Below are 13502 nucleotides of genomic sequence, written 5' to 3' on the forward strand. Positions count from 1 at the left end.
AATTTTCCACTGCTTTTAACCTTAATCCTGAGCTTCATCCTCTGTATAAGGTTCTTTTTCATAGGGAGGAAGGTCACCGAACATGGTCATGATTCCTTCTTCATCTAATACTTCCTCATATCGTTCATGCTGGTTGTTTGGATAGATGATTATTTCTTTCCCTTCAATATCTGTTGCAACAAAGTTTTCGTAGTCCTCTACATAACCTACATTTTCATCTGATTCAAGGAATACTTCATTATAACTATCAACTGGATCTGCAAGATCAGAAGGTGATTCAGATGTTCCATACTTAGCAACATCTTGCCATGAATCTTCAGCATCAAAGGATACATTATCTTCCTCATCAACAAACTTTCCAAACGGTGGCATTAGTACCCCTTCCTCAATCGGCCGATTATGAGAAACGACTTGGGTCGGGCTGTGCTCAACACAATAGGTTGTGGTAGGCATTGCTTCTAATCGATCAACAGGTATTTCCTTACCGCATTTTTCACATTTCCCGTATCTTCCTTCAGCAATTGCCTGTAAGGCGTAGTCAATGTCCTTTAGTTCTTTTTCAATATGCTCATTAAGTGCAATATCTTTTTCACGTTCATATAGCTCAGTTCCTTCATCCCCTGGATGGTTATCGTAAGAAGAGAGTTCCCCTACCGACCCATGGAAATGACCACGTTCTAAATCAAAATGATCGCTATCCGTTAATTGTTCTTCAACCTCTTTTTTTGCGTTTATCAACTGTGAACGGAAGGTTGATAATTGCTCATTTGATAACATGAAAAGCACTCCTTCCATAATGATTTCGTAACGAATCTTGTTATGTATTATTTACATAAACACGAAAATCATAAATGTAAAAAAGTGCTTGTATGAAAGAAGGCAAAAGAAAAAACACGATCGTAAAAATCGTGTTTTTAAAAGAAGTAACCAATAAAGATTCCAATTGATAATAAGAAACCAAAAAATGTATTTGTTTGGGCGGTTGCTTTCATTGCTGGCATCATTTGGATTGGCTCTGATTTTCCAATAAATCCAATTATCGCTTGAATAGCTTTTGGAACACTCACCAATACAAGTAGGCTCCACCAAGATGCTATTCCCATAAATGACAAAGCAATAATCCAAACATATGAAATAACAAACAATACCGCTAAGAACTTAATCGCATTTTCTCTTCCTAATAAAATCGGTAAGGTGCGACGTCCGTTCTGTTTGTCACCATCCAAATCACGAATATTGTTTGACATATTAATGGCACCAACAAGAATCATAATTGGAATTGAAATTAAAATACTTGTTGAAGTAACCGTACCCGTTTGGATGAAAAACGATATTAAAATAATGATCATACCCATAAAGAAACCAGCTGCAAGCTCTCCAAAAGGTGTCGATGAAATTGGGAATGGGCCACCAGTATAAAGATAACCAACAGACATACAAATAGTCCCTACTAACGCTAGCCACCAGCTACTATTCATACAAATATAAACACCTAAAAGTGTAGCAATCCCCATAAAGGAAAAAGCCAAGTTTAAGATCACTTTTGGCTTGACTCCATCTCTAACAATTGTCCCACCAATACCGACTGATTCAGCGGTATCTAGACCGCGTTTATAATCAAAATACTCATTAATCATATTAGTAGCTGCTTGAATGAGAAGACAAGCAAGTAACATTATTAAGAATAGTGCCATGTTTATAGAAGTATCTGAAAGTGCAAGAACTGTACCTAGGATAACTGGAACAAAGGATGCTGTTAGTGTATGTGGACGCATAAGTCTCCACCATACTTGAAACCCATTTGAAGGCTTTTTAGATAGCTTCTGATTTGACTGAAGTCCTGTATGCATTAAACTTCTCCTCTCCGTCATATCATGTATATCCAAAGTTCAGTTTAGTGAATTGGGCAAGTACTGTCAATGGTTTAATGTAACAAAAAAGTCATAATCATTCTTACCATGATTTAATCCCCAGACTAACATATCGTACAAAACGTAATAATAAGGAAGTAAGTGGTCATTGTACGGTTACATATGGTAGAATCAAGTTTGTTGACAACTATTCATAAAGAGGTATATTGTAGCACTTGATTCATTAACCCAAAAGTATCGGGATTATAATACTAAGGGTACATACGTGTTAATGATATACTATAATCAAATACTATTTCTAAAGTAAAATTTATTACAGGAAACACTTCGGGGGGATATAAGTTGGTCATGATACAACAAAAAGGATTGAAAGATTACATAGAGAAAGGAATGTTTCGTTCAAAGGAGCTTTCAAAGCCGATACTTGTAAGTCAGGTTAGAGAGATTGAGAACATAGACCCCCTATTGTTCTTTTCTACTGGGAAAAAAGAAACTTATAAAACGCGATGTTTCTGGTCCAATCCAACAAATGATACGGTAATAGTTGGACTTGGAGAAGCTTATACCATTAGCGATAATGAGTCTACAGAACGTTTTGTTACAATAGAAGAGGAGTGGAAAAAACTCGTTCACAACGCAATTATAGTGGATGACTTTGCACCATATTCTACAGGTCCAATAATAATGGGAGGTTTTTCATTCGATCCATTAAAAAAGAGAACAGATCTGTGGGATCATTTTGATGATGCAAAATTTGTTTTGCCTGCGTTTATGCTTTCAATATATAAAGGAAGTACTTACTTAACTACAAATATAATTTGTGAACCTACAGGTACAACATTTGTTGAATCTGATTTAGAACAATTAGAAGAACAGCTTGAGGGAAATCACAAAGAGCTCATAAACACTTCTTTTACAAAAGAAGAAGTCCAACCAAAGGAATGGATGGAATCTGTTCGAAATGCAACTAAAAAGGTACAATCCGGCGAGGTTGAAAAGGTTGTACTAGCAAGAGAAATTAAACTACATTTTGATAAGCCAATTGAAACGGATGCCATTTTAGAACGTTTAAAAGAAGAACAACCAATGAGTTATTTATTTGCAATCGAGTATGGCGATTCATGTTTTATTGGAGCTTCACCAGAGCGTCTTATAAAGAAAAAAGGTGGAGAATTTTTAACAACTTGCTTAGCAGGTTCGATACGACGTGGTAAAACTCCTTCTGAAGACGAACAATTGGCAAATGAATTACTTAGTGACCGGAAAAATCTATACGAACATGATGTGGTTGTACAAATGATTAAAAATGCGATGAAAGAATCTTGTATACGCATTTCTTCACCAACACAACCTGATATCTTAAAAATGCGAGATATTCAACATTTATACACACCTGTAAGAGGGGTAGCAAAAGAAAATGTGTCATTACTTACTGTTGTAGATCGACTACATCCAACTCCAGCGCTTGGAGGACAACCTAAACAAAAAGCATATGAAATAATTCGTGAGCTTGAGATTCTTGACCGTGGTTGGTATGGAAGCCCAGTTGGTTGGTTAGATACAAAAGATAATGGAGAATTTGCCGTTGCCATTCGTTCTGGATTAATAAATAGCAACAATGTATCCTTATTTGCTGGATGTGGAATTGTAGGCGATTCAGAACCAGAAAGTGAATATACAGAAACAATGATTAAGTTTAGACCGATGCTATCCGCACTAGGAGGCTTAGACAATGAATAATGAAGCATTAACTCGGTATGTAGCATCATTTGTTGATGAATTAGTCCAAGTGGGTGTCACAGAGGCCATTGTGAGCCCCGGCTCCCGCTCTACCCCGATGGCAATATTAATGGCTGAACATCCTGATATGAATGTTACAATCAATATTGATGAACGATCATCCGCTTTTTATGCGCTTGGTGTAGCTAAAGCAACTAAAAAGCCTGTAGCGATACTTTGTACTTCTGGGACTGCAGCAGCCAATTATTTTCCGGCTATTGTGGAGGCCTATTATTCAAGAGTACCGCTTATTGTCCTGACAGCGGACCGACCACATGAATTGCGCGATATTGGTGCACCGCAAGCTATAGATCAGAACCAGTTATATGGGAACCATGCGAAATGGTTTGTAGAAATGGCTCTACCTGAAGATTCCGCTCAAATGTTGGCTTATGTCAGAACTATGGCAGGAAGAGCAGCGGGTACAGCACAATCAGCTCCCGCAGGACCTGTCCATCTAAACTTCCCTTTTCGTGAGCCGCTGGTTCCAAACCTCGATCTTGATTATTTATGGGGTTCAAGGAACATTGCTAAAAAAAATGTAAACGTCGTTGTTGGTAAACCGACAATGGACGAGGAACAAGCTCAGTTGATAAGTGATGTAGTCAATGAAAAACTGAGAGGGATTATTGTTTGTGGTTCACATGATAATTCTGAGTTTGGACATGCTGTAGCTAATCTAGCAGAAACTCTTCAATTTCCAATACTTGCTGACCCACTATCCCAACTGAGAAGTGGAACACACTCTAAATCATACATAATTGATGGGTATGATGCTTTTTTACGAAACGAAGAGTTCGGAGAAGCTTTCTCACCAGACATCATTATTCGTTTTGGAGCAATGCCCGTTTCTAAGTCACTTCTGCAGTATATTCAAAAACAAAAAAGCACGCCACAAATCATTGTGGATGGGGACGGTGGATGGAGAGATCCTACTTTATCAGCAACCGATATGGTTTACTGTGATGAAATAGAGTTCTGTCATTCGATTACGAAACGAATTCAGAAACGTAGTAATAATGGTTGGATAAGCTCTTGGATTAAAATAAATGATATAGTGAAAGAGAATATCAACGCAGTATACCAGGAAGAAACCTTATTTGAAGGGAAGGTATTTACTGAACTTCAAGAAATCCTGCCGAATGGTTCTACTTTATTTGTTGGAAACAGTATGCCAATCAGAGACCTTGACACTTTCTTTACGAATAATGAAAAGTCAATTCATGTACTAGGAAATCGAGGAGCCAATGGAATTGATGGACTTGTTTCTACGGCGATGGGCATTAGTTCGCAAAATGAGCATACTGTTTTAGTGATTGGGGATCTTTCTTTCTATCATGATTTAAATGGATTATTAGCAGCAAAACATCATCATTTAAATAATACGATTGTGTTAATTAACAATGACGGTGGCGGAATATTTTCTTTCTTGCCACAATCACAGGAAGAAAAGCACTTTGAAACACTGTTTGGTACGCCAATCGGGCTTAATTATGAACATGCCGTAAAAATGTATGGCGGGAAATTTACTAGTGTTGAGAATTGGGCGGAATTCCGAAAAGCCATATCTGCTTCATTAAATGGGAATGGTCTTCATGTTGTAGAAGTAAAAACGGACCGCCAAGAAAATGTCATGATTCATCGAAAAATGTGGAATAATGTTTCCCAGGAAATAAAAGACGTTCTCAAAAAGGAACAATAACTATGTTTATTTCATCAAACGGGGTTACTTATCATGTGCAGGTGATGGGAGAAGGGGAACCGATAGTTTTCCTTCATGGTTTTACAGGTAATATAGCAACCTGGAGTAATGCCACCGAGACACTTCGTTACAGTTATAAATGTATTTTTATTGATATAATCGGACATGGAGAGACAGATAGTCCTGATGACTCATCAAGATATCATATAGAAACTGTTGCAAAAGATATCATTCATATTCTTGATGTCTTAGCTATCCCCAGAACTAATATAGTTGGCTACTCCATGGGAGGAAGGCTAGCATTGGCTATCTCTATTCTTTTTTCAACTAGAATAATTAGACTTGTTCTAGAGAGCAGTTCTCCAGGGTTAAGAACAGTGGAAGAAAGAGTTGCCCGCAGAAAATCAGATGAGAAACTGGCTAATCGGATTAACCAAGAGGGAGTCCAAGGTTTTGTTGATTATTGGGAGAAGATCCCTTTGTTCTCTTCGCAACAGGCCCTAACGAAAGATATTCAACAAGAAATACGCCAACAACGTCTTAACAATAATCCAGTCGGTTTAGTTAATAGTCTTAAAGGAATGGGGACTGGTTCACAACCCTCATACTGGGATAGACTAAATGAGCTAAACCTACCCACTTTATTACTTTGTGGAGTGCTTGACCAAAAATTTTGCAGGATAGCAGAAGAGATGAGCTTAAGCATTCAAAATGCAAAAGTGGAGAAAATAGTAGATACTGGACATGCAATTCATGTGGAACAACCATATTTTTTTGGTAAAATAATAAATGAGTTTGTTTCTGATCATTTTTCTCAATGATCAAAATTATATACAAACCTATACATAAAAGTGCGTGTTCAAAAAGGTGATAAAAAGGACCACGTCGACGAAGGCGCCATGTCCTGTGGCAACGCCGACGCTAGCACATCCTGTGCGTCGAAAGTTCGAGGCAGTGCAGCTTTAAGTAGCAGAGCGTATGCTGTTAATACGTGAGCAGATGATTTTGCACGCCGGAAAAGTAGTTTTCTTTTTACAAGGAACTGAAAAGAAAGCCAACGAAGAAATTCGATGTGTCATTTTTACCGGACATTTTTGAACATCCTTAAAAGGAGGACAAGCTAATGGCTGCAGTTGAATGGGTTGCAGAACGTAAGTATGATGAAATTTTATATGAAACATATAATGGTATTGCAAAGATCACCATTAACAGACCACATGTTAGAAATGCATTTACGCCGAAAACAGTGGCAGAAATGATTGATGCTTTTGCTTATGCCAGAGATGATTCAAACATTGGTGTTATTGTTCTAGCTGGTGCGGGAGATGAAGCATTCTGTTCTGGTGGAGATCAGAAGGTTCGAGGGCATGGTGGATATGTTGGAGACGACCAAATACCACGATTAAATGTTCTTGATTTACAACGTTTAATCCGTGTAATTCCAAAGCCAGTTATCGCTATGGTATCTGGTTATGCAATCGGTGGAGGACATGTACTGCATGTTGTATGTGACTTGACTATTGCAGCGGATAACGCTATTTTTGGACAAACTGGTCCGAAGGTTGGAAGCTTTGATGCAGGTTATGGTTCTGGATATCTTGCACGCATCATTGGTCATAAAAAGGCACGTGAAATTTGGTTCCTTTGCCGTCAATATAATGCTCAAGAGGCATTAGACATGGGTCTTGTGAACACAGTTGTTCCATTAGAGCAACTTGAAGAAGAAACAATTAAGTGGTGTGAAGAAATTCTTGAAAAGAGTCCAACAGCTCTTCGTTTCTTAAAAGCAGCAATGAATGCTGATACAGATGGCTTAGCAGGTCTACAACAAATGGCTGGCGATGCTACTCTTCTATACTACACAACAGATGAAGCGAAGGAAGGCCGTGACGCATTTAAAGAAAAGCGCATGCCAGACTTTAAGCAATTCCCTCGTTTCCCTTAATGTTCAGTTCTCAGCTTGATGAAGACCTCATCAAGCTGTTTTTGCATTTTTATTACAAACATAAGAGGATTTGAAAAAAATGAATTCAACAGAAATACTAAATTGGCTGAAACAGCGAGCGTTTTTAACGCCAAATCGAATTGCTATAAAAACTGAAAATAAAGAGATATCATTTTTGACTTTACATAAAAATGTGCTGAAAAGGGCTAACCAACTCACATATGCAGGAGTACAAAAGGAAGACGTTGTGGCTGTTCTTCTTGGAAACAATGTTGAAATGGTTGAAGTGATTCATGCACTGAAATATATTGGTGCAGTTACAGTCCTATTGAATATAAAATTAACAAGTAGTGAGCTAGAATTTCAATTGAGTGATGCTGGAACAAAAATGCTGCTAACGCAAGAGCCTTATCTTGAGAAAGTAGCTCATCTAAATATTAAAAACATATCATTAAATGAACTTCATGAGCTTCCTGAGAAAGACTGTAAGATTCAAGAGTATTTCTCTTTAGAACAGGCTGATACAATTATGTACACATCGGGAACGACTGGAAAACCAAAGGGCGTTATTCATACATATGGAAACCATTGGTGGAGTGCGATTGGCTCCAGTTTAAATTTAGGACTGCACCAGGATGATTGCTGGTTACTTACTGTTCCGATGTTTCATATTAGTGGGTTATCAATTTTGTATCGAAGTGTCATTTACGGAATACCAGCTGTGATTCACGAAAAATTCGATCCGAAAAAAGCAAATGATGCTATTAAGTATCAAGGTGTTACCATCATGTCGGCAGTGAGTGTCATGCTAACAAGGATGATTAAAGAATTAGGGGATGAGCGCTACCCTGATCAGTTTAGATGTATGCTTCTTGGAGGTGGACCTGCACCAAAACCTTTATTAGAGGATTGTATTGCACATAATATTCCTGTTTTCCAGACTTATGGTCTGACTGAAACAGCATCACAGGTTGTTACGCTAGCACCTGAGTATAGTATTTCTAAGTTAGGTTCAGCAGGTAAACCACTTTTTCCAGTGCAAATCAAAATTGATAATAATGGTACACCTACACGTCCAAATGAAGTAGGAGAGATCGTTGTAAAAGCACCCAACGTGACAAAAGGCTATTTAAATCGAATTGATGCTACGATGACTTCAATAGTCGATGGCTGGCTATATACCGGTGACATTGGATACTTAGATGAGGAAGGGTTCTTATTTGTGTTAGATCGCCGGTCTGATTTAATTATTTCAGGCGGAGAAAATATTTATCCTGCTGAACTTGAGGCGGTTCTGTTGTCACACCCTAACATTTTAGAAGCGGGTGTTACAGGAGTGGATGATGAAAAGTGGGGACAGGCGCCTGCTGCTTTCGTCATAAAAGAAGAAGGAAGTAACCTACATGAAAATGAAATCATTGCTTTTTGCCATGAACAACTTGCTCGTTATAAAGTTCCAAAATCAATCTATTTTGTTGATGCCCTACCAAGAAATGCATCCAATAAACTTATGAGAAGAAAATTAATTGATTTAATAAAGGATGAGAAAAATGATTAAGGTGAAAAAGGTAACCCTCCATCTCATAGAACAAAGTTTGCTCTCACCGTTTGTAACAAGTATGGGAAAGGTTGATACAAGAGAGAGTATTCTTGTTGAAATGGAGGATGTAGAAGGTGTCGTTGGTTGGGGAGAAGTCGTTGCCTTTTCATCACCTTGGTATACAGAAGAGACGATTAAAACTAGTTGGCATATACTTGTCGATTATCTAGTCCCGCAAATTTTAAAAGAAGAGGTTGAGCATCCTCAGCAACTGCAGGAATGTTTTAAATTTGTAAAAAGAAATAATATGGCGAAAGCTAGCATCGACATGGCTATGTGGGACTTATATTCAAAAAAACAAGGAATTTCTCTTTCTAAAGCGATCGGCGGAACAAGGGATTCTATAGATTCGGGAGTAGTTGTAAGTATTAATTCAATTGAGGATGTATTACATAAAATTCAGGAGCATGTGAATACAGGCTATAAACGGGTAAAAATAAAAATTAAGCCTGGACAAGACTATGAGCTTCTAAAAGAAATTAGACGGGAATTTCCTAACCTCCCTCTAATGGTGGATGCGAATTCGGCATATTGTTTAGCGGATACTGACAAACTTAAAGCATTAGATGAGTTTAAGTTGTTGATGGTTGAACAGCCATTAGCGGAGGATGATATTTTTGATCACGCAAAGCTACAAGAAATACTTTCAACACCTATATGTTTGGATGAAAGCATTACATCAGCAGAGGATGCCCGTAAGGCAATTGAAATGGGGAGCTGCCGAGTGATGAATATCAAAATTGGGAGAGTGGGTGGAATCACTGAGTCAATTAAAATCCATGATATTTGTGAGTCCCATCAAATCCCCGTCTGGTGTGGAGGGATGCTTGAAACCGGAATTTCAAGAGCACATAATATTGCTTTAGCTAGCCTACCAAACTTCACAATTCCTGGTGATATTTCTGCGTCCTCAAGATATTGGTCAAGAGATGTCATTATTCCGGAAGTTACTGTAGAAAACGGCCGAATTGCCGTTCCAGATGAACCAGGAATTGGATATAAGGTAGATTACGAATGGATTCAGCATATCACGAAAGAGAAAAAGGTAATGCAATGTTAACTTTATTCAGCTCGGGTTGGACCCAGCTGAATAAGTTAGATAAATAGCAGTAAACTTAACGCCATAACAGCCATACCTGCAATTAATCCATAAATGGATAAATGTCCACTATCATAACGTTTAGAAGCAGGAAGTAATTCATCAAGAGAAATAAACACCATAATTCCTGCTACCGCAGCGAAGATTATCCCAAACATGATATCATTTAAAAATGGCATCAGAATTAAGAAAGCAACAACGGCCCCAACAGGTTCAGCCAAACCGGAAAGAAACGAGAGCTTAAAGGCTCTTTTTTTATCTCCTGTTGCAAAATAGACCGGAACAGCAACAGCGATTCCTTCAGGTATATTGTGAATTGCTACTGCTACTGCGATTGCGATACCTAGGCCCGGATCTTGAAGAGCTGAAGTAAAGGTGGCAATACCTTCAGGGAAATTGTGAATGCCAATAGCGAGAGCTGTAAATGTTCCCATTTTTAATAATTTATCTTCTTCTAATTTGGAAGAAGATAAATTCATGTCCTCCACCTTTTTTACCTCATGAGGGTTACTACTCTCAGGGACAAATTTATCAATTAAAGCAATTAAAAACATTCCCCCAAAAAATCCTGCAACTGTCATCCAGTTCCCAAGTTCATTTCCAAGTGCAGACGTTAGTGCAACTTTTGCTTTAACAAAGATCTCAATCATGGACACATAGATCATGACACCTGCTGAGAAACCGAGTGTCCAAGATAGAAATTTGGTATTCGTTCTGGACGTAAAGAGAGCTATTAAGCTTCCTATACCGGTTGCGAGGCCAGCAAATAAAGTTAAACCAAAAGCGAGTAAAAGATTTTCATACATCGCTTATTCTCCTCTCAAGCTTCTAATTTATTTCTGTGTATTTTGTCTTAATGAATAAATGTTTCCTTAGTGCAACTTTTAAAAGTATCATATGTTTATTTTTAAATTTTGTCAATTATTTTATTTTAAAAAATTCGACATGTTATAAGGATTATGCAAATTTGGGAGGATTTGTTTCAGCTATTTAAAAATATAAAAAAGACAGCTGAGTTAATCAGCTGTCATGTTCATATTTCTATAAATCACTTGGTATGAAAGTTTTACAATCTGTTTCGGTTTGTTCTGATGCAGTTTTCCCTGAGTGACTCACAACATAAATCGCATCAGCACTACATTTATTGCCGTTTGCCCAATAATGACAGTTTTTAACTTCACATAATACATCTTGTGCCATTTTACTACACCTCTTTCTTAGGAATGTGGCCTAGCATCCTTTATGTTCTCCAAGTGAAGAAATACAGATAACAAGCAACATATCCCAAGGGTGGTAATTAAATTAGCGCCTTCCGTTTTAAATTGAAAAAGGACTAAATATCAATAACAAATTTAATTACTATGTAAAAATTAAGGAAGTCTTCGAAGTCTTCGGCCAAGGAATGCAAAATCAGTGTAGTTCCTGAAGTCGGAGTATCTTTGGACAAGGAGATGGTAAATCAGTGAAATTGTGTCTGAAGTTGGAGTATTTTCGGACAAGGGGATGGAAAATCAGTACGGTTGTGTCTGAAGTCGGAGTATCTTCGGACAAGGGAATACAAAATCAGTGCAGTTGTGTCTGAAGTGGAAGTATCTTCGGACAAGGGTATGGAAAATAGGTACGGTTGTGTCTGAAGTAGGAGTACCTTCGGACAAGGGGATGGAAAATCAGCGCGATTGTGTCTAAAGTGGAAGTATCTTCGGACAAGGGAATACAAAATCAACGCGATTGTGTCTGAAGTCGGAGTATCTTCGGACAAGGGAATGCAAAATTAATACGGTTGTGTCTGAAGTTGGAGTATCTTCGGACAAAGGAATACAAAATCAGTGCAGTTGTGTCTGAAGTGGAAGTATCTTCGGACAAGAGAATGCAAAATTAGTACGGTTGTGTCTGAAGTTGGAGCATGTTCGGACAAGAGAATGCAAAATTAGTATGGTTGTGTCTGAAGTCGGAGTATCTTCGGACAAGGAAACGCAAAATCATCGAGGTTGTGTCTGAAGTTGGAGCATGTTCGGACAAGGGAACACAAAATCAGTGAAGTTATGTCTGAAGTGGAAGTATCTTCGGACAAGGGAATACAAAATCAGTGAAGTTGTGTCCGAAGTAGAAGTATCTTCGGACAAGGGAAAGCAAAATCAACACGGTTGTGTCTGAAGTAGGAGTATCTTCGGACAAGGGAACGCAAAATCAACACGGTTGTTTCTGAAGTTGGAGTATCTTCGGACAGGAGAATGCAAAATCAACACGATTGTGTCTGAAGTAGGAGTATCTTCGGACAAGGGAATGCAAAATCAGTGGAGTTGTGACTGAAGTAGAAGAATCTTCGGACAAGGAAACGCAAACTCATCGCGAATGTGTCTGAAGTTGAATTATCTTCAGACAAATAAAAGTAAAATCATATCGGTTATGTATAAAAAAGCGTGAATTCATATGTGAATTCACGCTAAAAATGTCTTGTGATTTACTATTTTGCAGTACACTGAATTGGTAACTATTAAGTTAATTTAAAGCCTTTTTTAATGTAGCTAGATTTTGTTTCATTAAGCTAAAATAATCTTTGTTGTCTTCGATTTCTTTTTCAGTTAATGCCTCCAAATTATGAAGGGTTAAGCTTTTTGTACCTGTTTCTTTTTGAACGGTTTCTGCGATCTTTGACGATATATTCTGCTCAAATAAAATATATTCAAGATTTTGTTTCTTCACAGATTCAATAATATTTTTCAATTCTTTTTGAGATGGTTCATTGGAAGGGGAAAAGCCAGTAATACTTATTTGCTTTATTCCATAACGAGCTTCCCAGTATCCGTAAGCCGAATGGGCAACTAGAATTTCTTTACGTTTTGCAGAATTGGCCACTTCCATAAATTCTGTGTTTAATTCTTCCAATTGAGCTTTTAATATGTTGAAATTTTCTTCATATACATCTTTATTAGAAGGATTTAACTCAGTTAGAGCATTTTTAATATTTTCAGCAATCTGTATGGAGTAGACTGGATCTAACCATATATGGGGATCAATATCTCCGTGTTGATGATCTTCTTCATCGTGATGGTGAGAATCATCTTCCAAACTCATGAATTCTATTCCAGATCCTGCTTCAATTAATGCGACATCTTCCTTTTTGAGTGTTTTTTTTGCTGAAGCTACAAAAGCCTCAACACCAATCCCAGTGTAAATAAATGCATCAGCACTTGCGATGCTTGTCATGTCCCTAGGAGTGGGTTCAAATGTGTGGGCATCAGCACCCGGCGGATAAACACTATTAACAATGACATCTTCGCCACCTATTTTTTTTGTAAAGTCTGTTAAAGGAAATACGGTTGTATATATCGTAAGCTTCCCTTCTTCATCTGATGATTTATTTTGATCTGCTCCACAAGCTGCTAGTATGCCGATTGCGAGTAAGAGCATGATATATCCTTTGATTTTTTTCATAAACTTTCTCCTCTCAAGTACCCAAAATGGTGCCTGTTTGAAATCCTTTCATATTATATCGTAATTATTCC

At 37.7% G+C, this 13502-nt stretch carries 11 protein-coding genes; 6 read left to right on the forward strand and 5 right to left on the reverse strand.

Going from position 1 to position 13502, the window contains the following annotated elements; genetic code table 11:
• Nucleotides 1–21 precede the first annotated feature (21 nt).
• Nucleotides 22–777 (reverse strand): TraR/DksA C4-type zinc finger protein, encoded by a 756-nt coding sequence (locus tag NST91_RS07010; RefSeq protein WP_341330560.1) that lies wholly within the window; start codon nucleotides 775–777, stop codon nucleotides 22–24.
• 137 nt (nucleotides 778–914) lie between these two features.
• Entirely contained in the window at nucleotides 915–1850 is a 936-nt protein-coding gene (locus tag NST91_RS07015; RefSeq protein WP_341330561.1) for a 1,4-dihydroxy-2-naphthoate polyprenyltransferase, read from the reverse strand.
• A 369-nt stretch (nucleotides 1851–2219) separates the two neighbouring features.
• Here NST91_RS07015 and NST91_RS07020 point away from each other — a divergent pair, with 369 nt between their 5' ends.
• From NST91_RS07020 to menC, 6 genes are all read left to right on the forward strand, one after another.
• A complete protein-coding gene (locus NST91_RS07020; protein ID WP_341330562.1) occupies nucleotides 2220–3611 on the forward strand; it encodes an isochorismate synthase in 1392 nt (463 codons plus the stop codon).
• A complete protein-coding gene (menD, locus tag NST91_RS07025) occupies nucleotides 3604–5352 on the forward strand; it encodes a 2-succinyl-5-enolpyruvyl-6-hydroxy-3-cyclohexene-1-carboxylic-acid synthase (protein WP_341330563.1) in 1749 nt (582 codons plus the stop codon). Before NST91_RS07020 ends, menD begins: the two co-directional genes overlap by 8 nt.
• Nucleotides 5353–5354: 2 nt before the next feature.
• The gene (gene menH, locus NST91_RS07030; RefSeq protein WP_341330564.1) at nucleotides 5355–6173 is read left to right on the forward strand and encodes a 2-succinyl-6-hydroxy-2,4-cyclohexadiene-1-carboxylate synthase; all 819 of its coding nucleotides are present in this window, start codon (nucleotides 5355–5357) and stop codon (nucleotides 6171–6173) included.
• A gap of 302 nt (nucleotides 6174–6475) precedes the next feature.
• Nucleotides 6476–7297, forward strand: coding sequence for a 1,4-dihydroxy-2-naphthoyl-CoA synthase (gene menB / locus NST91_RS07035; protein ID WP_099362260.1), 822 nt, complete (start codon nucleotides 6476–6478; stop codon nucleotides 7295–7297).
• Between the two features lie 79 nt (nucleotides 7298–7376).
• Nucleotides 7377–8855, forward strand: a complete 1479-nt coding sequence (locus NST91_RS07040) for an o-succinylbenzoate--CoA ligase (protein WP_341330565.1) — start codon at nucleotides 7377–7379, stop codon at nucleotides 8853–8855.
• Nucleotides 8851–9957, forward strand: coding sequence for an o-succinylbenzoate synthase (gene menC / locus NST91_RS07045; RefSeq protein ID WP_341333501.1), 1107 nt, complete (start codon nucleotides 8851–8853; stop codon nucleotides 9955–9957). Before NST91_RS07040 ends, menC begins: the two co-directional genes overlap by 5 nt.
• 35 nt (nucleotides 9958–9992) lie before the next feature.
• On the opposite strand, the gene zupT is transcribed toward menC, so the two are convergent.
• The 3 genes from zupT to NST91_RS07060 form a co-directional block, all read right to left on the reverse strand.
• On the reverse strand, nucleotides 9993–10802 hold the full coding sequence (gene zupT, locus NST91_RS07050) for a zinc transporter ZupT (protein WP_341330566.1): 810 nt from the start codon (nucleotides 10800–10802) through the stop codon (nucleotides 9993–9995).
• 235 nt (nucleotides 10803–11037) lie between these two features.
• Nucleotides 11038–11196 (reverse strand): DUF1540 domain-containing protein, encoded by a 159-nt coding sequence (locus NST91_RS07055; protein ID WP_121447331.1) that lies wholly within the window; start codon nucleotides 11194–11196, stop codon nucleotides 11038–11040.
• Nucleotides 11197–12495: 1299 nt separating this feature from the next.
• Nucleotides 12496–13431, reverse strand: coding sequence for a metal ABC transporter substrate-binding protein (locus tag NST91_RS07060; protein ID WP_341330567.1), 936 nt, complete (start codon nucleotides 13429–13431; stop codon nucleotides 12496–12498).
• Nucleotides 13432–13502: the final 71 nt, after the last annotated feature.

Origin of the sequence: Ferdinandcohnia sp. FSL W7-1320, from assembly GCF_038050315.1 — a bacterium.
GTDB lineage: Bacteria > Bacillota > Bacilli > Bacillales > Bacillaceae_L > Ferdinandcohnia > Ferdinandcohnia aciditolerans.

Bases quoted from the DNA above. Each gene is read 5' to 3' on its own strand.
- menD (WP_341330563.1), top strand. From the start codon at position 3,604: ATGAATAATGAAGCATTAACTCGGTATGTAGCATCATTTGTTGATGAA.
- NST91_RS07060 (WP_341330567.1), bottom strand. From the start codon at position 13,431: ATGAAAAAAATCAAAGGATATATCATGCTCTTACTCGCAATCGGCATA.
- NST91_RS07010 (WP_341330560.1), bottom strand. From the start codon at position 777: ATGTTATCAAATGAGCAATTATCAACCTTCCGTTCACAGTTGATAAAC.
- NST91_RS07040 (WP_341330565.1), top strand. From the start codon at position 7,377: ATGAATTCAACAGAAATACTAAATTGGCTGAAACAGCGAGCGTTTTTA.
- menB (WP_099362260.1), top strand. From the start codon at position 6,476: ATGGCTGCAGTTGAATGGGTTGCAGAACGTAAGTATGATGAAATTTTA.
- zupT (WP_341330566.1), bottom strand. From the start codon at position 10,802: ATGTATGAAAATCTTTTACTCGCTTTTGGTTTAACTTTATTTGCTGGC.
- NST91_RS07015 (WP_341330561.1), bottom strand. From the start codon at position 1,850: ATGCATACAGGACTTCAGTCAAATCAGAAGCTATCTAAAAAGCCTTCA.
- NST91_RS07020 (WP_341330562.1), top strand. From the start codon at position 2,220: ATGATACAACAAAAAGGATTGAAAGATTACATAGAGAAAGGAATGTTT.
- menH (WP_341330564.1), top strand. From the start codon at position 5,355: ATGTTTATTTCATCAAACGGGGTTACTTATCATGTGCAGGTGATGGGA.
- NST91_RS07055 (WP_121447331.1), bottom strand. From the start codon at position 11,196: ATGGCACAAGATGTATTATGTGAAGTTAAAAACTGTCATTATTGGGCA.